This is a genomic window from Ensifer sp. R1-3 (assembly GCF_056739175.1).
Window position 1 is genome coordinate 731,323 of sequence record NZ_CP096515.1, and the last position, 21,359, is coordinate 752,681.

At 62.4% G+C, this 21,359-nt stretch carries 23 protein-coding genes; 13 read left to right on the top strand and 10 right to left on the bottom strand.

Features of this window, described 5'->3' with window-relative positions:
• Positions 1-50 precede the first annotated feature (50 nt).
• From M1D43_RS03540 to M1D43_RS03550, 3 genes are read left to right on the top strand one after another with little or no spacing between them, the layout of a single operon-like run.
• A complete protein-coding gene (locus M1D43_RS03540) occupies positions 51-959 on the top strand; it encodes a metal ABC transporter ATP-binding protein (RefSeq protein ID WP_153313352.1) in 909 nt (302 codons plus the stop codon).
• Positions 952-1,779: a zinc ABC transporter permease subunit ZnuB gene (gene znuB, locus M1D43_RS03545; protein ID WP_010969555.1), complete on the top strand. Its 828-nt coding sequence runs from the start codon at positions 952-954 to the stop codon at positions 1,777-1,779. Before M1D43_RS03540 ends, znuB begins: the two co-directional genes overlap by 8 nt.
• On the top strand, positions 1,779-2,174 hold the full coding sequence (locus M1D43_RS03550; protein ID WP_003536852.1) for a Fur family transcriptional regulator: 396 nt from the start codon (positions 1,779-1,781) through the stop codon (positions 2,172-2,174). Before znuB ends, M1D43_RS03550 begins: the two co-directional genes overlap by 1 nt.
• A 9-nt stretch (positions 2,175-2,183) precedes the next feature.
• Here M1D43_RS03550 and M1D43_RS03555 read toward each other — a convergent pair whose 3' ends face one another.
• The 4 genes from M1D43_RS03555 to M1D43_RS03570 form a co-directional block, all read right to left on the bottom strand.
• Positions 2,184-2,714 (bottom strand): gamma carbonic anhydrase family protein, encoded by a 531-nt coding sequence (locus M1D43_RS03555; RefSeq protein ID WP_010969554.1) that lies wholly within the window; start codon positions 2,712-2,714, stop codon positions 2,184-2,186.
• Positions 2,715-2,764: 50 nt separating this feature from the next.
• A complete protein-coding gene (locus M1D43_RS03560; protein ID WP_003536848.1) occupies positions 2,765-3,451 on the bottom strand; it encodes a fumarylacetoacetate hydrolase family protein in 687 nt (228 codons plus the stop codon).
• Positions 3,452-3,637: 186 nt separating this feature from the next.
• Complete coding sequence (locus M1D43_RS03565; protein WP_003536846.1) at positions 3,638-3,847, bottom strand: hypothetical protein; 210 nt, start codon at positions 3,845-3,847, stop codon at positions 3,638-3,640.
• A gap of 444 nt (positions 3,848-4,291) precedes the next feature.
• Positions 4,292-4,528 carry a DUF982 domain-containing protein gene (locus M1D43_RS03570; RefSeq protein WP_003536844.1) on the bottom strand — a complete coding sequence of 79 codons (237 nt, stop codon included), beginning with the start codon at positions 4,526-4,528 and terminating at the stop codon, positions 4,292-4,294.
• A 434-nt stretch (positions 4,529-4,962) separates the two neighbouring features.
• Here M1D43_RS03570 and M1D43_RS03575 point away from each other — a divergent pair, with 434 nt between their 5' ends.
• Positions 4,963-5,211: a hypothetical protein gene (locus tag M1D43_RS03575; RefSeq protein ID WP_003536840.1), complete on the top strand. Its 249-nt coding sequence runs from the start codon at positions 4,963-4,965 to the stop codon at positions 5,209-5,211.
• A 143-nt stretch (positions 5,212-5,354) separates the two neighbouring features.
• On the opposite strand, the gene M1D43_RS03580 is transcribed toward M1D43_RS03575, so the two are convergent.
• Entirely contained in the window at positions 5,355-6,062 is a 708-nt protein-coding gene (locus M1D43_RS03580; RefSeq protein ID WP_153313351.1) for a hypothetical protein, read from the bottom strand.
• Positions 6,063-6,430: 368 nt separating this feature from the next.
• Here M1D43_RS03580 and dusA point away from each other — a divergent pair, with 368 nt between their 5' ends.
• Positions 6,431-7,588, top strand: a complete 1,158-nt coding sequence (gene dusA, locus M1D43_RS03585) for a tRNA dihydrouridine(20/20a) synthase DusA (RefSeq protein ID WP_027989285.1) — start codon at positions 6,431-6,433, stop codon at positions 7,586-7,588.
• A gap of 128 nt (positions 7,589-7,716) precedes the next feature.
• Here dusA and M1D43_RS03590 read toward each other — a convergent pair whose 3' ends face one another.
• Positions 7,717-7,929: a cold-shock protein gene (locus tag M1D43_RS03590; RefSeq protein ID WP_003535347.1), complete on the bottom strand. Its 213-nt coding sequence runs from the start codon at positions 7,927-7,929 to the stop codon at positions 7,717-7,719.
• 831 nt (positions 7,930-8,760) lie between these two features.
• Here M1D43_RS03590 and M1D43_RS03595 point away from each other — a divergent pair.
• Positions 8,761-9,378, top strand: a complete 618-nt coding sequence (locus M1D43_RS03595) for a J domain-containing protein (protein ID WP_003535345.1) — start codon at positions 8,761-8,763, stop codon at positions 9,376-9,378.
• A gap of 277 nt (positions 9,379-9,655) precedes the next feature.
• Here M1D43_RS03595 and M1D43_RS03600 read toward each other — a convergent pair whose 3' ends face one another.
• Both M1D43_RS03600 and uvrB read right to left on the bottom strand, forming a co-directional pair.
• Complete coding sequence (locus M1D43_RS03600; RefSeq protein WP_498814098.1) at positions 9,656-10,216, bottom strand: hypothetical protein; 561 nt, start codon at positions 10,214-10,216, stop codon at positions 9,656-9,658.
• Positions 10,217-10,514: 298 nt separating this feature from the next.
• The gene (uvrB, locus tag M1D43_RS03605; protein ID WP_153313349.1) at positions 10,515-13,472 is read right to left on the bottom strand and encodes an excinuclease ABC subunit UvrB; all 2,958 of its coding nucleotides are present in this window, start codon (positions 13,470-13,472) and stop codon (positions 10,515-10,517) included.
• A gap of 214 nt (positions 13,473-13,686) precedes the next feature.
• Here uvrB and M1D43_RS03610 point away from each other — a divergent pair, with 214 nt between their 5' ends.
• Positions 13,687-14,040 (top strand): DMT family protein, encoded by a 354-nt coding sequence (locus tag M1D43_RS03610; protein WP_003535339.1) that lies wholly within the window; start codon positions 13,687-13,689, stop codon positions 14,038-14,040.
• 29 nt (positions 14,041-14,069) lie between these two features.
• On the opposite strand, the gene M1D43_RS03615 is transcribed toward M1D43_RS03610, so the two are convergent.
• Both M1D43_RS03615 and M1D43_RS03620 read right to left on the bottom strand, forming a co-directional pair.
• Entirely contained in the window at positions 14,070-14,660 is a 591-nt protein-coding gene (locus M1D43_RS03615; protein WP_153313348.1) for a hypothetical protein, read from the bottom strand.
• A gap of 11 nt (positions 14,661-14,671) precedes the next feature.
• Positions 14,672-15,061 (bottom strand): acyl-CoA thioesterase, encoded by a 390-nt coding sequence (locus M1D43_RS03620; protein ID WP_003535335.1) that lies wholly within the window; start codon positions 15,059-15,061, stop codon positions 14,672-14,674.
• A gap of 209 nt (positions 15,062-15,270) precedes the next feature.
• On the opposite strand from M1D43_RS03620, the gene M1D43_RS03625 reads away from it, so the two are divergent.
• From M1D43_RS03625 to M1D43_RS03650, 6 genes are all read left to right on the top strand, one after another.
• Entirely contained in the window at positions 15,271-17,085 is a 1,815-nt protein-coding gene (locus M1D43_RS03625; protein WP_153313347.1) for a methyl-accepting chemotaxis protein, read from the top strand.
• A gap of 233 nt (positions 17,086-17,318) precedes the next feature.
• A complete protein-coding gene (locus M1D43_RS03630) occupies positions 17,319-17,873 on the top strand; it encodes a Kazal-type serine protease inhibitor domain-containing protein (RefSeq protein WP_010969547.1) in 555 nt (184 codons plus the stop codon).
• Positions 17,874-18,122: 249 nt separating this feature from the next.
• Positions 18,123-19,319 carry an extensin-like domain-containing protein gene (locus tag M1D43_RS03635; RefSeq protein ID WP_153313346.1) on the top strand — a complete coding sequence of 399 codons (1,197 nt, stop codon included), beginning with the start codon at positions 18,123-18,125 and terminating at the stop codon, positions 19,317-19,319.
• Positions 19,320-19,926: 607 nt separating this feature from the next.
• The gene (locus M1D43_RS03640; RefSeq protein WP_010969543.1) at positions 19,927-20,217 is read left to right on the top strand and encodes a type II toxin -antitoxin system TacA 1-like antitoxin; all 291 of its coding nucleotides are present in this window, start codon (positions 19,927-19,929) and stop codon (positions 20,215-20,217) included.
• Entirely contained in the window at positions 20,210-20,734 is a 525-nt protein-coding gene (locus M1D43_RS03645; RefSeq protein WP_318853606.1) for a GNAT family N-acetyltransferase, read from the top strand. The genes M1D43_RS03640 and M1D43_RS03645 overlap by 8 nt, the downstream gene beginning before the upstream one ends.
• A 205-nt stretch (positions 20,735-20,939) precedes the next feature.
• Complete coding sequence (locus M1D43_RS03650) at positions 20,940-21,257, top strand: ArsR/SmtB family transcription factor (RefSeq protein WP_153313344.1); 318 nt, start codon at positions 20,940-20,942, stop codon at positions 21,255-21,257.
• Positions 21,258-21,359 lie beyond the last annotated feature (102 nt).

Sequence of the window (21,359 nt, forward strand, 5' to 3'; positions counted from 1 at the left end):
TGCTATAACGTGTGCGATAGCCAGTGGCAACCACCAGCCGGAACTTTTTGATGTTGAACTTCCGATCACCAGAAACGATGCCCTTGGTCAGCCTCGCCAATGCCGGGGTGCGGCGAAACGGCAGGTGGCTCGTGCGCGGTGTCGATTTTTCGATCAGCCGCGGCGAGATCGTCACCCTCATAGGGCCGAACGGATCGGGAAAGTCGACGACGGCAAAAACGGCGATCGGGGTTCTCAAGCCGGATGAGGGACACGTCGAGCGGCTCGCAGGGCTGAAGGTCGGCTATGTGCCGCAGAAGCTTGCGGTCGACTGGACGCTGCCTTTGACGGTGGAGCGGCTGATGACGCTGACGGGGCCGCTTAAAGGTCGGGAAATCGAGGAGTCGCTCGCAGCGACGGGCATGCTGCACATGGCGAAGGCCGAGGTACAGCACCTTTCGGGTGGCGAGTTCCAGCGGGCGCTGCTTGCCCGCGCTATCGCCCGCAAACCCGACCTGCTGGTCCTGGACGAGCCGGTGCAGGGGGTCGATTTTTCCGGGGAGATAGCCCTTTACGAGTTGATCAAGCAGATCCGCAACCGCACCGGCTGCGGCATCCTGCTCATTTCCCACGATCTCCATATCGTCATGGCGGAAACCGATACGGTCGTCTGCCTCAACGGCCATGTCTGCTGTCGCGGAACGCCGCAGGTGGTGAGCCAGAGTCCGGAATATCTCAAACTCTTCGGCCGCCGTGCCGCCGGCGCGCTTGCAGTCTACAGTCATCACCACGACCACACGCACCTCCCGGACGGGCGGGTGCTGCATGCGGACGGCAGCATCACCGAAAGCTGCTTCCCGGGCGACGGCCATCATCATCACGAAAAGGCCGACAACATTCATGACCACGATCCGGACTGCGGCTGCGGCCATCACGCGCGGCTCCAGGGTTACGACGGGACGGAGAAGCGCGATGCTTGACGATTTCTTCATTCGCGCGCTCGTCGCCGGAATTGGCATCGCCATGGTCGCCGGGCCGCTCGGTTGCTTCGTCATCTGGCGGCGCATGGCCTATTTCGGCGATACGATGGCGCATTCGGCGCTGCTCGGGGTGGCGCTCTCGCTGCTCATGGACCTCAACCTCATGGTAAGCGTGTTTATCGTCGCCTCGGTCGTCTCGGTGCTGCTTCTCTTCCTGCAGAAGCGCGGCGCGCTCTCGACCGACGCGCTGCTCGGCATCCTCTCGCACTCGGCGCTGTCGATCGGCCTCGTCATCGTCGCCTTCATGACCTGGGTCCGGATCGACCTCGTCGGCTTCCTCTTCGGCGACATCCTCGCGGTTTCCCGCGCCGATATCGACATCGTCTGGGGCGGTGGCATTCTGGTGATCTTCGCGCTCGTCTATCTATGGCGGCCGTTGCTCGCATCGACCGTCAATCCGGAGCTGGCCGAAGCGGAAGGCCTCAATCCCGAAAGGGCGCGGTTCTTTTTCATGCTGCTGATGGCTCTGGTGATTGCGATCGCCATGAAGATCGTCGGCATCCTGCTGATCACCTCGCTGCTGATCATACCGGCGGCGACCGCCCGTCGCTTCGCCTCGTCTCCGGAAGTCATGGCTGTCTGCGCCTCGCTGATCGGCGCGGTCGCCGTTGCCGGCGGGCTTTTCGGCTCGCTTCATTGGGATACGCCGTCGGGACCGTCTATCGTGGTTGCGGCGCTGGTCCTTTTCGTGCTGAGTCTGCTGCCGGTCGGCCGCCGGATCGAGAGCGCCCCGCATACTTCGCATGGAGGACATCACTGATGGTTACGCCCCAACTGACCAAGAACCAGTCGCTGGTGATGGGGGCGCTTGCCCATTCGGACGGTCCGATGAGCGCTTACACCATTCTCGACAAGCTGCGCGACAATGGCTTTCGCGCACCGCTGCAGGTCTATCGCGCACTCGACAAGCTGCTCGAATACGGGCTGGTTCATCGGCTGGAGAGCCTCAACGCCTTCGTGGCCTGCAGCTGCCCGCATGAACACGAGCACGACCACGGCGTCACGGCCTTCACCATCTGCGAAGGCTGCGGCCAGGTGACCGAGTTTCATGACGAGGTGATCGAGGATCGGCTTTCCACGCTCGTGCGGGCGCAGGAGTTCAAGACCGAGAAGACGACGATCGAGATCCGCGGACACTGCAAGAGCTGCGCGTAAGGCCGCGTATCAATCCAGCAGCGTAAACTGGGCGGCGTAACGCTGCCAATTCTTCACATAATGTTCGGCCGAACGCTTCAATCCCTCGACTGCGGCGTCGTCGAGTGTCCGCACCATCTTGGCCGGAGCGCCGACGATGAGTGAATTGTCGGGGAATTCCTTCCCCTCGGTCACCAGCGCATTGGCGCCGACGAGGCAATTGCGGCCGATCTTCGCGCCATTCAATATCGTCGCTCCCATGCCGATCAGCGAATTGTCGCCGATGGTGCAGCCGTGAACGATCGCCCGGTGACCGATGGTGCAGCCTTCGCCTATAGAAACCGGGTGACCGGGATCGACATGGATGATGACGGCCTCCTGGATGTTCGTGCGCGCGCCGATGCGGATCGGCTCGTTGTCGCCGCGCAGCGTCGCGCCGAACCAGATGCCGACGTCCTCGCCGAGCTCAACCTGCCCGATGATATTGGCGTCCGGCGCCACCCAATAGCTGCCTTCGGTCGGCGTCTGCGGTCTGAGCGGTCCTAGAGCGTAAAGCGGCATGGCGGCTGCGTCCTTTAATCGAAGGCGGTGACTTTCGCTCTTCCTGTTTCTCAAACGATATTGACGGAGATCGCGCCGATCCCGTCGATGCCGCAGGCGACGACATCGCCTTGCGTGACGGGACCCACACCTGATGGCGTCCCGGTCATGATGATATCGCCCGGTGCGAGAGTGAAGAGGCGGGACAGTTCGGCGATGATTTCGGGCACCTTCCAGATCATTTGGTCGAGATCGCCCTGCTGGCGCAGTTCGCCATTGACCTTGAGCCATATGTTGCCGCTTGCGGGATGACCGATCGCGGTGACGGGGACGATCGCGGAGACCGGAGCGGAATGCTCGAACGCCTTGGCGGCCGTCCACGGCTTGCCGGCCTTCTTCGCTTCCGCCTGCAGGTCCCGGCGGGTGAAGTCGATGCCGACGCCATAACCGAAGATGTGATCTGCCGCTTCCGAGACGGGAATGTCCGCTCCGCCGGTGCGCATCGCGACGACCAGTTCAACCTCGTGGTGAACGTCGGAAGAGCGCGTCGGATAGGGGAAATTCTCGCCCGGCGGCAGAAGATTGTCGGCGTTCTTCTGAAAGAAGAAGGGTGCCTCACGGTCCGGGTCGTGACCCATCTCGCGGGCGTGGGCCGCATAGTTGCGGCCGACACAATAGACCCGGCGCACCGGAAACCCGACGGAACTGCCGGAGATCGGCAGCAGGATGAGCGGCGGGGGTGTCAGGGCTGTCTGCATGATCGTCCGGCTCCATCATTCGGTCTCGGTCTGGCCCGAGCGGTTCGTTCGCAGAATCGACGCACCGGCACCGCCCGGTAAGTCAGGGCGACGCCGAAGCGAATCTGGAGAGAAGGACGTTAGCAGCCGGACGGGCTGCTGCAATAGGCAGAGCATGAGGATGATGCCGGAGCCGCGCTCTCGGGCTCAGGCGCAGCGTGCATAGGCCTCGAGTTGGTCACGCGTGAGGAAGCGCCCGTCGGACCGCGAGTTTAGCTCCGGATGGCTGTATTCGAGGCTCGGTACCTGGGGAAGCTCAAGGGCCTGGCGTACGGTCATGATGCCGATTTCCTTCCGGCCGCTTTCGCGCTTCATGCTGACTTCGACGATACGATAGAGATTACGCTCTCTCATCATAGCTCTCCCGTATTATTTTCTTATGTCCCTCTTTTGATGGGACCTTAAACATTCGATATTGGTTTTTGTGAGACGGACTAAAATATAACCCCGCAAGATGAAGCCTTCACGACAGAAATCGGGCGGTTTGGCGAAGATTTCCGACTTATTTCGAGGCTGGACCGCGCGATTGCGAAGGTCGCATTCCCATATTCGCGGATTAAATCTCGGGATCGGTTATATTAGGGGTTTCTTTGTTTTTCAAGCGGTCCGACTGGGTGCAGGCGAATATTGCGCCGCACAAGAATTGTATTACGAATACATAGGCCCCGACTGGGAGGCGCCGAGCAATGATCCGCGCAGGAGGCGGAGGATCACGCCATTCGCCATTCGCCATCGTCACCGGCAGCCGCAAACGCAAAGGATCGATCACGTGTCGCGGTCGGTTGCTCGGGCTATCGTGAGCTAGTGCGCTTTAAGGCGCGCCTCCTCAGCGGCGGAAAGAAAGAGTCTGCGTGCTTCCTCGCAGGTACGGCGCCCGTCGATCGCGGCGCGGCACGCGCTGCGCGCGGCGACATAATAGGGGCCGCGATAAGGCCAATGGTCCGCGAGGCACCGGAGCGCATCGGACGGTCCCTTGACCATGCGCACGTCACCCCCGGTCATTCCAAGCTCGATGGGATTGCTCCACAAGACCTGCATGCTTCTCCTCCTGGATCGCAGCGACGCGGCAATCGTGCCCCGCGTCGTGGGTATGTTCGGTTCCTATCGGGCGACAAGCGACGGACACCGGCTTCGACTGCCGCTTTCCCGCTCCCGGGATCATGTACAAGAACGCTGCCGGGTCAGCCCCGGTTCCCTGCCGCGAAAGGCCGGAGACCGAGCCAAGCGCTTCAATGTAGCTCAGGGATTCCGGTTTGTCCGCAATTTTGCTGAAACACAATTTTGCTTCTATCCGCCGCCGCCGCGGCCGACCGGATATCTTCGCCGGAAGGGGCGCTAGCTCATCGCCGAACGAGCCCTTATCTGGAGTTGTTCTTTCCTTCGCCACCCGTATTGCGCTGCATCCCCTTAAATGGCGGGGTTTCAAGCACTTGGCCCCCATTCTATACCTTTTCTGCTGTTGGAGGGCTGGAATGGTGACGGTTGCAGAAATCCGTTTGACTTGGTTGCCGCTGCAGAATGGGACTTTCTGCGCGATGCTTGGCATACATGAAGTCGCCTTTGTCATGAAACGGCAGGCCATGAGCGATTGGGCCTGGCGTATCTCCCATTGCAACGGTACCGGTGAAACAGGCTTCCGCTACGCGCCGACGCTCGAGGGCGCCAAGGCGGAGGTCCTTGCCGGCATTCAGGAGTGGTTCCGTCAGGCGGGGTTTCAATGAGCTTCAACCGCCTCTGCCTGTGGCAGTAGAGCGGGATGAGGAGAAAAGTGTGCTGTTTTCCGCCCGCATCCCGCCCTAACGTTCATGATGTCAGGTCAACCCGACCTGAGATCATCGTGATTCAGCGACTATTGGTGCTGGTGTCAGTCGCTCGAAGTGGAAGCCGGGGTTTCTCCACCGCCTGAGCCGGTATCCTGACCGCCGCCGGAGCCGCTGTCCTGACCGCCGCCGGAGCCAGTGTCCTGACCGCCGCCGGAGCCTTCGCCGCCGCCGGAGCCGCTATCCTGGCCACCACCGGAGCCGGTGTCCTGACCGCCGCCAGAGCCGGTATCCTGACCGCCACCTGAGCCGCTGTCCTGACCGCCGCCGGAGCCTTCGCCGCCGCCGGAGCCGCTATCCTGGCCACCACCGGAGCCGGTGTCCTGACCGCCGCCAGAGCCGGTATCCTGACCGCCACCAGAGCCGGTATCCTGGCCGCCGCCGGAGCCTTCGCCCCCGGAGCCGCTATCCTGGCCACCACCGGAGCCAGTGTCCTGACCGCCGCCAGAGCCGGTATCCTGACCGCCACCAGAGCCGGTATCCTGGCCGCCGCCGGAGCCTTCGCCGCCGCCGGAGCCGCTATCCTGACCGCCGCTGGAACCGGTATCCTGGCCGCCACCTGAGCCAGTCTCCTGACTTCCGCCTGGCGCGCTGCCGGCGTCGGCAACGACAAGGACGTCGCCATGAGGACCGGCGAGCGCTGTACTCTGACGCAGGCCGTCATCGAACGACGCTAATGAGGCAAATGGCGTGGCAACGACATAGGCGAGACCAAGCAATGAGCCGATGATAGTTTTTCCTGTTCTACGCATTGTCCTGCTTCCTTCCCTAAAGTTTAGGACATGTTTCGAACCTCAGCCTCCAGCGCGGCGCAGGATGGCACAGAAAGTGCTGGCTTACGCAAGAATATTATAACTGACTGATCTGCAACAGAATATCCAGTTGCAGGCGCCGAGAGCTGCCCGATTTTGGCCACAAGATACAATCGACAGTATTAATTGCGAAGGAACAATACATCCAATAATCTGGTTCTGATCTGTTTCTTCTATCGGTTATATTAACGATCTCTCTTTCACTCGACGATTGTGCACGTGATTTGCTACAAGCTTCGGACCGCTGCCGCATGTAGCAATGGCAACGCAAAACGGGTTAAAAGGGATCAAACGAGAGCTGACGAGACATGATGGAATCGGTGCAAACTGACGGGAAGAGGGGAGAAAACAGGTACTTCAGGGGACCCGTTTTTGCCGTGGCGCCTATGATCGATTGGACCGATCGTCATTATCGGTTCTTCGCGCGCCAGCTCTCGAGCCATGCTCTGCTCTATACGGAAATGATCGTCGCGGATGCGATCCTGCGAGGCGACCGGGAAAAGCTGCTCGGCCACGACGCCTCGGAACATCCGGTCGCCCTGCAGCTCGGCGGCAGCGATCCGGCGAAGATGGCGGAGGCGGCGCGGATCGCCGAAGGCTTCGGCTACGACGAGATCAACATGAATGTCGGCTGCCCATCAGACCGGGTGCAGTCCGGCACCTTCGGCGCTTGCCTGATGCAGGAGCCGGCGTTGGTCGCCGACTGCATCGCGGCGATGAAGGCGGCGGTCAAGATTCCCGTCACGGTCAAATGTCGCATCGGCGTCGACGATCAGGATCCGGAAGTAGCACTTCGCGACCTCGTCCAGCGTGTCAAGGATGCCGGAACGGATGCCGTCTGGGTGCATGCCCGCAAGGCATGGCTCAAAGGGCTGAGCCCGAGAGAGAATCGCGAGATTCCGCCGCTCGATTATGGCCTCGTACACCGGCTCAAGGCGGAAAATGCGAATCTTTTCATCGGTCTCAATGGGGGTCTTCAAAGGCTGGATCAGGCGCTATCCCACCTCGATCCGCTGTCGCTGCCGACGCGAGGAGCCACCGGGACTGCGGCAGAGCCGGCATGCGGTGCTCCTCTCGACGGCGTGATGCTCGGCCGTGCGGCCTATCACGACAGCGGCCTGCTGACGGCCGCCGACGGCTATTTCGTCCACCCGCTGACGGGGGCCGAGCCCATGCCGGTCGATCGCGACGGCTTTTCCGATCATGACCATAAACTGTCGCTGGATTTCTGGTCTGGGATCCGTGACGCCATGGCGGACTATGCCGCCGCGCATATCGAGAATGGCGGCCGGCTGATCCACGTCACGCGGCACATGGTCGGGCTCTTCCAGGGCTGGCCCGGCGCGCGGCGCTATCGTCAGATACTCTCTACCGAGGCCACCCGCAAGGACGCCGGTCCGCAAGTGATCCATGCTGCCTTCGACGCGGTGTTCGAGGCGGTAACGGCAAGGCAGGCGGCAGAGTAGCCCGACTGCGGCGCGAGTCTCCTCCGCCGGCGAGGGGAAGGTGGGCGGCAGGCCGGATGGGGCGCTCTCCAACGAAAAACGGCGCCTCTTGCGAAGCGCCGCCCTTCAAGCTTTGTCGAACGCCAGGCTTAGAGAGCCTGGAGGTTGACGGCCTTCGGGCCCTTGCCCATGCGATCCGGCTCCGTGTCGAAGCTGACCTCCTGGCCATCGTTCAATGTGGTGAGGCCTGCGGCCTGGACAGCGGTGATGTGGACGAAAACGTCCTTCGAACCGCCTTCCGGCGTGATGAAACCAAAACCCTTGTCCTGGTTGAAGAATTTGACGATGCCTTTGGTGGCCATGGAAGAAGTCCTTTTCCTTCAGTCTGTCTTTGCCGCAACCCTGCGCTTCAATATCACGCATCGGTTGCTTTAGGTAGTGTGTCCGCGCCCCCGGGAGGAAGCGAACGTGTCGTCTTCAGCGAAATGCGCTGAAAGGCGTCGAGTGGTCACGATATCGGGGAAAAGACGTCTACGATGCCGCTTGCGGCTGTCCCGGCGTCAAGCCAGGCTCAAAGCGAAAGTCCAGTCTCCGGGATTGAAAACGCCCGAACAGAGATAGGATTGGCAGTATTCCGCGAAAAAGGCAAGGGGAGTTCTTGCGATCTCGCACCTGCGGCGATGCCTTATGCCGAAGCGCCCGCCTGACCTCACAGTGCCATGTGCCGCAGGGCGAATGCCGTGGTTTGCCTCGTTTCGACCACATTTTCGTCGCGGCACTAGATCACGATGTTTTTAGGTCGGGTCGACCTAAAAACATGAACGTGATCGATACCAATAGTTTAAGCGGGATGCGGGCGGAAAATCGCACACACTTTTCCTCATCCCGCTCTAAGGTCTGTTGAGATTGATCCTAGGAAACCTATCGGAGGACTGCAATCTCTCCTCCTCCTCATCTCTGTGCTCGTCACAGAGATCCAGCAGCGCCGCGTCTGCGGCGCGGGAAGAGTTCTTTCAGCCCAAGGACTTGGTCTGGCTGGATCCCTGTGACGAGCACAGGGATGAGGAGATCGAACAAGCTGTGGCAGGTATCCCGAATCTCAACAGGCCTTAGGTTGAGCCTGCGCTCTCCCTACGGGCCTCGCGGGCTTGCTGCTGCCGCGGCGAACCGGTAGGTCTATACCGGAGACGAATATGCGAGTTGACGATGAGCAGGTGGCCGGCGTGATCGATCCCTATGCCCTCCTTGGAATTGAGCGCGACGCCGACGAACGGGCGGTCCGGACGGCCTACCGTCGGGCGGTGAAGACCGCGCATCCCGACCGCGGCGGTGATGCCGAGCAGTTCGGCAAGCTGCAGGCGGCCTACGACCTCCTGAAGGACCCGGTGCGCCGCAAAGTCTACGATGACACCGGCTACGATCCGCAACTCGCCGACCCGAAAGACCTGAAGGGCCTGATGATGCTGGAGACGCTCGTCAACGATTTCATTCTCGACGAGCGCGAGCCCGGCAGTTTCGATCCGGTCGCGGCGATGCGGCGCAAGCTCTCCGACGACATCGTCAAGAACCGCTTCCACATTTTGGAACTGGAACGCCACCGCTCCCGCGTGCGCAAGCATCTCGACCGCCTCGGTCGGCGGCCCGAGACAGACGTGCTCGGCTCCATGCTGCGCGCCCGCAGCCAGTCGATCGCCGAGGCGATCAGGAATGCCGAAGCCCAGATCGAGGCGATCGAGCAGGCCTACACCATGCTCGAGGGATATTCCTACGAATTGGAAGCGGTGGAGGCGAAGGCGCGCGCGGCGGAGTAGAGCAGGTGCCGCCTGTCCATGCCAGGGTACCGCCGTTGGAGCACTTCCACTGTGACATAGGTTTCCGTCCGGCCGTGGTTACCTTCAGAGCTGGATGCTCGCCGGCAACGCACCCGGATCTGCACGCATGTGATGCGCGTGGTCAGGGCGCGGACGTCGTGCCGGCTATGAAAAGCCGGCACGACGTCCTGGTCATTTGCAGTCGACGCGGTCGAGCGCTCTTGCAACCAATCCTTCAGTGGCCCGACTTCCCGCCATCGCGGTGATCGTGACCTGGTTAATCCTGATTACCTTTGAGGCCGCCATCTTGGCTGCCTTTGCCGTTGTCCTGGTTGCCGTTGTCCTGGCTGCCCTTGCCGTTATCCTGGCTGCCCTTGCCATTGTCCTGGCTGCCCTTGCCGTCGTCCTGGTTGCCCTTGCCATGGTCTTGGTTACCCTTGCCGGTGTCTTGGCCACCGCCACCGCCGGGATCGCCGCCGCCACCGCCGCCACCGCCGGGATCGCCGCCGCCGCCACCGCCGCCGCCGCCGCCGGGATTACCACCGCTCCCGTTATCGCCATTCACGCCGCGGGTGGAGGTCGTGGAAAACGGATTTCCGATGGCCGCCGTGGAGAGGGGCGGGCATTGCTCTATTTGCCCGGCCGTGAGGATCTCCGCTCTGTTCTGAGCCATGCAGCATGCTTCGTAATTGGCGTCCGTCAGAGGGCTGCACTGCTCAGCCACGAGCATGGGGCCCGTAAGGTTCTGGGCGTGCGCGGGAATCGTTGTCGAAGTTGAAAAACCGACCGACATAAGAGCCAGGCCGGTGCTCGTAAGAAATACATCCAGGGTTTTCATGTTTTTCTCCCTAAATTAGTGACAACTTAAATTCTAACCGGGAGGGAAATGTTCCATAAAAATTTATGGGTTTGAGTGGTATGTCGGGCTAATCATTTCGGATTACCACTAAAAAAAGGGGGTAGTTGGCATATCTTTGGACGCGTTCTTACGGCCGCCTCTTGCAGCGACCCTCTCGAGCAATTCGACGGTCCGGAAGGGCCCAGCGCCGGGTGGAGCCGGTTGCGACTGCGGCGGCAGCGAGTGCTTCGTGATCGGTAAGCGGCTCAGCAGATCGTCGGATTCTGATACGACCGGCTCACCGTCCCGGACGCCCTGTCTTGCCCTTCGTCCGGCTCTTGCGCCGCTTTTCCTCGGCCGGATCCTCGTAGGACCCCACGCCCGGCTTGGCGCGGGTGAGGGTCGGCTTCTCCGGTGCCTGTCCCGGTACCGGCTTCTCCGTGCGGCCGACGGTCATTTCGTCCAGGGTGTTTTTCCTGAATAGCGACTGCCCCTCATCTGCCTTTCGGGCACCTTCTCCGCGGCCGCGGGAAGAAGGGATCGCCACGTCGCGGCCCATTTCATCGAGTTCGGGTTTGCGGAAGAGGGGACGTTCGGTGTCGGTCTCCGGGCCCATATTGTCGAGCGAGGGCTTTTGGAAGTAGGACTGTGTCTTTCCCTCCCCATCGCTTTTCGCCTCCCCAACACTCCCCACAAGGGGGAGGGAGTCCGTTGTGCCGGGCACGCCCTTGCTGGCTCGCTTGCTGCTCTCCTGCGATTTCGCTTCCTCTCGCGCCATCGGGTCGTCCAGCACTGCCAGTTCGGCCGCCTTGAGGCGCTTGATCTCGTCGCGCAGGCGTGCGGCCTTTTCGAAGTCGAGGTCCGCGGCGGCGTCGCGCATCTGTTTTTCGAGTGCGTTGAGGTGCGCCTGGAGATTGTTGCCGACGAGGTGGCCGCCATCGGCAAAGCCCTTGCCGGCGACGCCGGAAATATCGGCGCGGACATGGTCGCGTTCGTAGACCGAATCGAGGATGTCGGAGATCTTCGCCTTGACCGATTCGGGCGTGATGCCGTGCTCGGCATTGTAGGCCATCTGTTTCTCGCGGCGGCGGCTGGTCTCCTCCATCGCCCGCTGCATCGAGCCGGTGATCGTGTCGGCATAGAGGATGACCTTGCCGTCGACGTTACGGGCGGCGCGGCCGATCGTCTGGATGAGCGACGTTTCCGAGCGCAGGAAGCCTTCCTTGTCGGCGTCGAGAATGGCGACGAAGCCGCATTCGGGAATATCGAGACCCTCGCGCAGGAGGTTGATGCCGACCAGCACGTCGAAGGCGCCGAGGCGCAGGTCGCGGATGATCTCGATGCGCTCCAGCGTGTCGATGTCGGAATGCATGTAGCGCACCCGCACGCCCTGTTCGTGCAGATATTCGGTCAGGTCCTCGGCCATGCGCTTGGTGAGCACGGTGACGAGGGTGCGGTAGCCCGCGGCTGCGGTCTCGCGGATCTCGCCGAGCACGTCGTCCACCTGCGTCTTGGCGGAGCGCACCTCCACCGGCGGATCGATGAGGCCGGTCGGACGGATCACCTGTTCGGCGAAGACGCCGCCGGCCTGTTCCATCTCCCAGGCGCCGGGCGTTGCCGACACGGCGATGGTGTCGGGGCGCATCGCGTCCCATTCCTCGAAGCGCAGCGGCCGGTTGTCCATGCAGGAGGGCAGGCGGAAACCGTATTCGGCGAGTGTCGCCTTGCGGCGGAAGTCGCCGCGATACATCCCGCCGATCTGCGGAATGGTGACGTGACTCTCGTCGATGAAGATCAGCGCATTGTCGGGAATATATTCGAACAGCGTCGGCGGCGGCTCGCCCGGCCTGCGGCCGGTGAGATAGCGCGAATAGTTCTCGATGCCCTGGCAGGAGCCGGTGGCTTCGAGCATCTCGATGTCGTAACGGGTGCGCTGTTCCAGCCGCTGCGCTTCCAGAAGGCGCCCGGCGCGTTCCAGTTCGGCGAGGCGCTGGCTCATTTCCTCCTTGATCGCCTTGATCGCAGCGTTCAGCGTCGGCCGCGGCGTCACATAGTGCGAATTGGCGTAGATCTTCACCGACTTGAGGTCGCCGGTCTTCTGGCCGGTGAGCGGATCGAACTCGGTGATCGAGTCGATCTCGTCTCCGAACATCGAGATGCGCCAGGCGGCATCTTCCAGGTGGGCGGGAAAGATTTCGATCGTGTCGCCGCGCACGCGGAAGGAGCCCCGCTGAAAATCCATGTCGCGGCGCTTGTATTGCTGCGCTACGAGGTCGGCCAGGAGTTGCCGCTGATCGAGGCGGTCGCCGACACTCATCTGGAAGGTCATTGCCGTATAGGTCTCGACCGAGCCGATACCGTAAATGCAGGAGACCGAGGCGACGATGATGACGTCGTCGCGTTCGAGCAGCGAACGCGTCGCCGAGTGGCGCATACGGTCGATCTGCTCGTTGATCGAGGATTCCTTCTCGATGTAGGTGTCCGAGCGCGGGACGTAGGCTTCCGGCTGGTAGTAATCGTAATAGGAGACGAAATATTCGACCGCGTTATCCGGGAAGAAGTTCTTGAACTCGGAGTAGAGCTGCGCCGCGAGCGTCTTGTTCGGGGCCAGAATGACGGCCGGGCGCTGTGTCGCCTCGATCACCTTGGCCATGGTGAAGGTCTTTCCCGAGCCGGTGACGCCGAGCAGCACTTGATTGCGCTCGCCCGAGGTGAGGCCGTCGACCAGGTCCGCGATCGCCGTCGGCTGGTCTCCGGCCGGCTCGTAGTCCGATTGCATGCGGATCGCGATGCCGCCTTCGGACTTTTCAGGCCGGGCCGGGCGGTGCGGCGTCCAGAGCTTGCCGTCCTTGAACAGCGGATTGCCGCTCTCGATGAGCTTCGCAAGCGCCTCGACGGTGGCGGTGACGCCGGAGCCCGAGGTGAGCTTGTCGGCATCCTCCAAGGCGACATCGAGGCCTGCCACCGGATTGAGCCCCGCGGCCGCTCGCGTCTTCGGATCGGTCGTTCCGCCCATCGATGTGCCGCGGGCCGATTTCGACGCGGAGATCTCCACCTTCTTGCGATGCCTGCCGGCCTTGGAGGCAACCTCGCGCCGGCTCTCGAAGGTGCTCGCTTCCGCTTCCGATTCGAGCTGCTTCACCCAGTCGGAGACATTGCCGGAAAGCGGCGTACCGGAAAGCGGCGCCTGCGGGGCTTCTTCGAAACCGCCGGGTGCCGACGATTTCTTCGGGGAATTCTTCGTTGATCTGGCCATGGCGGGAATATGGACAGAGTCAGGTCGAAAGTGAAGGGGGAACGAGTACAAAAGGGAAACGGAAAGCTGCGATCTTCTCGTCGGTTTCCCGGACCTTCGAGGCGGCGGCTTGAACCGACGGTCGCATCGTTGCACTGGCAGCCGAAGGCACTTGCAACGCCGGCACCCGGCGGAGCATCCTCGGCGTGCGATTCGCGCTCTTCCCGAGGTTTCCATGCCATTTGCCATCAATCCTGCCTATGTCTGGCCGGTCATCCTGCTGCTCCTCTCCAATGTCTTCATGACCTTCGCCTGGTACGGCCACCTGAAGTTCACTTCGTCGCCGCTCTACATCGTCATCGTCGCCAGCTGGGGGATCGCCTTCTTCGAATATTGGCTGGCCGTGCCGGCGAACCGCATCGGACATTCGGTCTATTCGGCGGCGCAACTGAAGACGATGCAGGAGGTGATCACGCTTACCATTTTCGTCCTCTTCTCGATTTTCTGGCTGAAGGAACCGATCGGCTGGCATCAGCTCATCGGCTTCGCGCTGATCGCGCTCGGGGCGTCGTTCATCTTCAAGGGGTGAGACGTCGCCACGAGGGGCGTTTGCCCCTGTCAATCGAGAAGGTCGAAGGCGCGATACATCCATGTGAGCTGGTAAAGAACCGCGCCCACCAGAAAAGACGCATGGAAGCGCCGGTCGGGCGTGATCGCCGCGATGATGCAGAGCGCGATATAGGCCGCGTTGCGCAGCGGATATTCGATCCCGAAGGACTGGAAATAGGCCTTGCCCTTCAAGGCCGTGTCGATGAGGTCGACTGCGAATGCGATGGCGAGGAAGCCGAAGAACCAGGCGCGCCTGGACATGAAATAATGTTCGTAGCCGCTGTATTCGTCGAGCGTCGTCGGGAAGAGGAAGACGCAGAGGAGGAAGAAGACGCAGCTATAGAGGATGACGAACAGGTAGACGCTGACGTCGATCACCGCCAGCGAGTGCAGGTGATACTCCCACCACCAGAAATGGACGAGGAAGACGAACATGAACAGCACCCAGCCGAGGTGTATCCAGTAGACCTTCGTCTTGCCCGGGTGCTGCACGAAAAGCGCGACACCGCTGAGGAGCCGCGCAAGCGAGAGGCTGATCACCATGCCCATGACGACGCGTATGTGCGAAAAGATCGCCGGATCGGGCTGCACCTGCTCCATGAATGCGGCCCCTATTGCTCGGACGGAACCGGCGTCGGCTTGCCGGTCGAGTCGAGCGCCACCATCACGAAGATCGCGTCGGTGACCTTTTCCATGACATGCGAGAGGTAACGCTGCGCCCATGCCTCGACCTTGAGCGTCATCGACGTCCGCCCGACCGTGACGATGTCGGTATAGATGCAGAGTGTGTCGCCGATCTTCACCGGCATGGCGAAGGCCATTTCCTTTACCGCCGCAGTCACGACGCGGCCCCTGGCGCGCTCGGCGGCCCGGATACCGCAGGAAAGGTCCATCTGCGCCATGACCCAGCCGCCGAAGATGTCGCCGGCGGCATTGGCGTCGCCGGGCATTGCGAGCGTGCGCAAGGTCAGTTCGCCATTCGGCTTGCTTGCTGCGTTCATTCGGCCTGTCTCCCTGTTGACGAACAAGGTTTAACGCACTGCCGTCAGGCGAGCAAAGAGGCGCCGGAACAATTCCACGCTGAAGAAGCAAAGGCGGCACGCGTGACGGTTTTATCGTTAATTTGATCACCCTCAAATCTAGTGAGTGTTTGTTAGGAGCTTTGCAAATAGCCGCTCATATTCTGCATGCCTCGAAATGGAGGCAGGGGATGAGAAGAATTCGGATTTCAGCGCGTCTTTACGCGCTGGTCGCGTTCGCGCTTTTGACGATGGCGGCGGCGCTGACCTTCGGACTGATCCAGGCGCAGGACAAGCTGGTTGCCGAGCGCAAGGCCATGCTCGCGGCGATGAACGAGAACGCGATCACGGTGTTCGACGCCTATCACGCCCAGGAAAAGGCCGGAACGCTCACGCGCGAGGAGGCGCAGGGCCGCGCTCTGGAGGCGATCCGGGCGATGCGCTATCAGGACAGCGGCTATTTCTGGGTGAACGATATGCATCCGAAGATGGTGATGCATCCGATCAAGCCCGAACTCGACGGCGCCGACCTGACGCAGAACAAGGACCCGAACGGCAAGTTCCTGTTCGTGGAATTCGTCAAGACGGTGCAGGCGCACGGCAAGGGCTTCGTCGATTATTACTGGCCGAAGCCCGGCGCCGACGAGCCCGTGCTGAAATATTCGCATGTGGCCGGTTTCGAGCCCTGGGGATGGGTGGTCGGCACCGGTGTTTATGCAGACGATCTCGCCGCCATGTTCCGCGAGCGCGCCTGGCAGATGGCCGGCATTCTGGTCGCGGCAGCGCTCGCGATCCTCATGGCGGCTTTGGCGATCGTGCGCAGCGTCGTTCGGCCCATCGAAAAGCTGAAGGTCTCGATGCGGGCGATCGCAGACGAGGACCTTTCCTCGGATGTTCCGGAAACCGATCGCGCCGACGAGATCGGGCAGATGGCGAAGGTGCTCGTCGTCCTGCGCGACTCCGTCAGGGAGCGCCTCGAACTGCGATCGCGCGAGGCGGAGCAGCAGGACCGCCTCGACGCAGAACGGCGCGGCCACGAGGAGCGCCAGCGTACGACTGCCGCAACCCAGGCCGAGGCGATGGAGACGCTCGGCGCCGCGCTCGAGCGGCTGGCAAACGGCGACCTCACCGCCGCGGTCGCCCGGATCGCGCCGGAATATGCCAAGCTCAAGGACGACTTCAACACGGCGGTCGCCGCGCTTCGCGACGTCATCGGCGCCATTTCCCGATCCACCGAAATCGTCCATGGCAGTGCCGCCGATATATCAGAGGCGGCCAACAACCTGTCGCGCCGGACCGAACAGCAGGCGGCGGCTCTTGAAGAGACAGCCGCGGCTCTTGACGAGATCACCTCCACCGTACGTCATGCGTCGGGTCGTGCCCTCGAGGCGCGCGACATGGTCGACGAGACGAAGGCGAGCGCCGCAAAATCCGGTGATATCGTGCGCAACGCGATCGATGCCATGGGGCGGATCGAAGCCTCATCGAGCCGGATCAGCCAGATCATCGGCGTGATCGACGAGATCGCCTTTCAGACGAACCTGCTGGCGCTGAATGCAGGCGTCGAGGCGGCGCGGGCAGGGGAGGCCGGCCGCGGTTTCGCCGTCGTTGCCCAGGAGGTCCGCGAACTCGCGCAACGCTCGGCCGGCGCGGCAAAGGAAATCAAGGCGCTGATAGGCACCTCGGTGAAGGAAGTCGGCGCCGGCGTCGAACTCGTCCGCTCGACGGGCGATGCGCTGATGGAGATCGAGGCTCTGGTCAACCGTGTCAACGAGCAGGTGGCCGCGATTGCGACCGCTGCTCGGGAACAGGCGACCGGACTGCAGGAGGTCAACACGGCCGTTAACAGCATGGACCAGATGACGCAGCAGAACGCGGCAATGGTCGAGGAGACGACCGCGGCAAGCCAGACACTGGCGCAGGAAAGTCGTGAGCTGAAGGCGCTGCTCGAACAGTTCAGGCTCGAGGAACGGGGCGCGCAGCCGGCCTATGGCAGGGCAGCGTAAACGATAACAGCAAGCGTAGCGGCGACAAGGCCTGCGTTCGGACGGACGTAGGCCTCTTCGTTAAACCTGCGTCGCTCGGGCGGGTGAGCCTGCTCCTGTCGGTGGTGAGTGGATGGCGCATCTCGCGGGAGTTGACGCGTGGCCGCAAGACAGGCGAGATGGTGCGACGGAAGGACGGTCGCTATCGCGCGCCGATCCGGCCGCATCCGAGATCCCAGTCAAGGGGGAGACCTGTGTTGCCTTTCAAGCGTTTCATCATGAAGTCTGCCGCCATCTTCCTGGCCGCCGCCGGCTTCCTTTCTGCCTGTACCGTGGTCGTCGACGAACCGCGCCCCGGTCCGGGGCCGATCCGCCCGCCAGGCCCGCAAATGTGCACGATGGAATTCGCGCCGGTCTGCGGCGAGCGCGGCAATCGCATGCGGACCTTCCCCAATGCCTGCCAGGCACGCGCCGACGGCTTCCGTGTCGTTCATCGCGGCGAATGCCGCCCGGCATCCCGTCCGCCGGAAGAACAAGCCTGCACGCGCGAGTTTTCGCCGGTGTGCGGTCAGCGCGGCCCGAGAAGGCAGACCTTCCCCAATTCATGCGTGGCGCGCGCCGAGGGTTTTCGCGTCGTCGCACCCGGCGAATGCCGCCGCGAGGATGATCGCCCGCAGCAGCCGCAATTCTGCACCCGGGAATTCGCGCCGGTCTGCGGCGAGCGCAACGGACGATCAAGAACATTCCCGAATGCCTGCGAGGCACGGGCGGACGGGTTCCGCGTGGCTCATCCCGGGGAATGCCGTTAACCGGACGAAAACCGACGTTGAAAAGGCCCGCATTCGTAAGGATGCGGGCCTTGTCTTTTGTGCCCGCTCGCCTGATTTGGCGTGCCGCCGGCAAGGCTTCGTTTACCACGTTTGCTTAAATTGCTTTGCAAAGCCGACTTTCTCGACCGAGCGCCCGTTTGGCGACATTCCGCACGTTCATTCTCGGCTGTGGGCAGGCGGCGCACGGACAAGGCCGAAGCTTTGTCATGGATGAAGGCGGCAATCAGTATGGCGTATGTTTCTCTTCTTCATCGTCCATTGGCGGCGCTGCTGTTGTCCATTCCACTCGTTGCCTGCACGACAGACGTGCTTGCGCCACCGGCCCGGATCGACGGGAGCTCTCGTGTCGGCGCGATCAGGCCGGCGCCTGCAGCCATGCCGGAGCAGGAAGTCGCTGCCTATCCGTCGTCAGAGCCGGTCGCCATGGCCAGCCAGACCTCGGTTGCACCGGTTTCCGATAATGCGGCCGTTGCGCCGCAGGGCCAGGTCGCCGCGGCCGGATCGATGACGGTTCCGCCCGAGGGGGTGAACATGGACGCCATGCTCGGCGTCGAACCGGTCGTCGGCCTGGCGCAGGAGCAGGCCGGTGAAATCGCCGAGGGGAATACGACGCAGCCGGTCGTAGCCGGTGTCGGCGACAGCGATGTGCGCCAGCTTGCCGGAGCGCCGCAGCCGGTACCGGTGGCTGAGGCGAATCCCGGCTACGATCCCGACCTGCCGCCCCTTGCGGCCGCGCAGAGCGCGGCCGAGGAAGCGAATAGAACGCATGTACTCCAGCCGCAGCGGGCGACGCGCACGGAAGAGCCGCAGCAGGTCGCTTTCATACCGCGCGCCCGCAGCCCGCTGTCGGCGCCGGAGTTTACCGGCGAAATGCCGGGCTCGGAGATTGCGTGCCGGCAGCGGTTGAAGAAGCTCGGGGTCGTCTTCCGCGACGTTCCGCGAGTCCATAACGGACCGTCCTGTGGCATCGACTACCCGATCGAGCTCAGCGGCCTTTCCGGCAATATCGGCGTCAAGCCCGCGGTGAAGCTCAATTGCCAGGTGACGGAAGCCTTCGCCAAATGGGTGAAGTATGAGCTCGCGCCATCGTCGCGCTACCGTTACTGGTCGGGCGTCAAGACGATCAAGCCGCTCGGCGGCTATTCCTGCCGGACGATGAACTCCCGGCGCGGCAATCCCATGTCGGAACATGCGCGCGGCAACGCGATCGACGTCGGCAAGTTCGTGCTGAAAAACGGCAAGGAAATCGATGTACGCAGGAAAGGTCTCTTCGCTTTCCGCGAAAGAGGGCTCTTGAAGGCCGTGCGCACCGATAGCTGCAAGTATTTCAACACCGTGCTCGGCCCCGGCAGCGATCCTTTCCACAAAGACCATTTTCACTTCGATCTGAGGACGCGCAAATCCGGCTACCGGCATTGCGACTAGGCGCGGCCTGAAAGCGCCCCTGCTCGACAGACCGGATTCGGTATTAGCCTCTGCGATGCCCCTTCGATTCGGTGGACCGAGGTATTCGTTGGCGGCACCTCGGCGGTGACGGCAGCATTGTCCGCCGGTCTTGCGGTTGCTGCATTCCCTTGTCGGCTGGCAACTGCGGACATGATCGAGGTTAGCCAGATGCTCAACCTGCCGTCAATTCCGTCATTGTCCATCGTTCTGCACTCGTCCCTGACTGACCCCAAAACGCGCGAAACACTTCGCGCGATCACGGCGGCGTTCAGTGAGCATCGCAGGAACAGCAACAAGCAAATCAGCCTCGTTCCCTCGTAGCGGCCGGACGGAAAGCGCCCCGACAAAGAGAGGCCGGCTAATGACAATCGCCCAACTGATGGAGATGCCGGCAACGAAACCGACGTCGCCGCGCGGCTCGCGGTGGTACTGTCCATCCCCGCCTGATCGGCAGGCGCGTGGCGCGTGAGGACTTCGAGAAGGCCATGCGTGCCGCCAATGACCCGCGCCGAATCCGACGACGAGAAGTAACCATCTTGATTTTCTTTAGTGGTACGGGTATCGTCCGTACGTAACGGAGATCGATATGGCCCAGACGCTTCCCAACCGTGACGACCGCATCGAATTGCGCACCACGCGCGAGGAAAAACGGCTTCTCACCGCCGCCGCCGCCCATGAGCGGCTGGACGTGACCAGCTTCATCATGCGCGCTGTTCTGCCCGCCGCCCTCGATGTGGTCGAGAACGCCGAACGCATCTCGCTCTCGGAGCGGGACTCCTTGCGCCTGCTCGACCTTCTGGAAAACCCGCCCGCTCCGACGCCGGCTCTGCTTGCCGCAGCACGCCGCCGCATTGCCCGAGGCGGGAAGAGTGCTTGACTGGCGCGAAGAGCCCATCGGACGCAACCATGACCGCAAGGCGTTCGATTGCGGCACGCCGGAACTGAACGAATATCTGCGCCGACATGCCCGCCAGAACCATGAGGGCGGCGGCTCCAAGACCTTCGTGGCGGTGGCTCCGTCCGCGCCCGAAAGCATCCTCGGCTACTATTCCATCAGCCCTGCCTCGATTGCCTTCGCAAAGGTCCCCGATTTCCTGACCAAAAGGCTGGGGCGCTACGAGGTCGCCGTTTACCGGCTTGCCCGACTGGCCGTAGCGCTGCCATTGCAGGGTCAGGGGCTTGGCGGCGATCTGTTGCTGGCAGCGGGCGCGCGGGCGCTGGCCGTGGCCGCGCAGGTCGGCGGGGTGGCGCTGGCTATCGACGCCAAGGATGAAAAGGCGGCGCGCTGGTACGAGCGTTTCGGCGCAATGCCACTGCTTGACAGCAGCCCGCTCAGCCTGATCCTGCCGTTCAAGACCATCATCGACGCTCTGGACACCGCGCAGAGCGAATAACCGATCAGAAAGGCCTCCGTCACGCTCCGCATTGCCCGTTACGCCCGCTCCGAGAACTAGCGTAACGCCTCCATCGAGGACCAGTTGCGCCAGTGCCGCGAGCGTACGGACCGCGGCGGCCGTCTGCCGGAACCGGAGGCCGATGGCGCCCGTTACCTGAAGTTCAACGCGCTCAAGGGAGCAGCGTGGGGCTGAGGGCCTGACCATGGGAACGGTGACCAAATTCCGGAATATACGCCCTTGCATGACCGAAAGGGCAGACGAAGCTGCGGCGCTGCTGAAGGCGGCGGCGAACCAGAGCCGGCTGATGATCCTGTGCACGCTCATCGAAGGCGAGCACTCGGTCGGCCAGCTGGAAGAGATGCTCGGCATCCGCCAACCGTCCTTGTCGCAACAGCTGACCGTGCTGCGTGAGGCTGGTATCGTCGCGACACGACGCGACGCCAAACAGATCTTTTACCGGCTCGCCGAGGAGAAGGCCGTAAGGCTGGTAATGGCGCTCTATCAGATATTCTGCCGCTGACGCGACTGATTTGACGGAGTGTCAACGCAAATTTGGCTTGGATGGGCTGCAAATCCATGTGAATCGGCCCATATAGAGCAGCACCCTGCCGACTTTGCACCT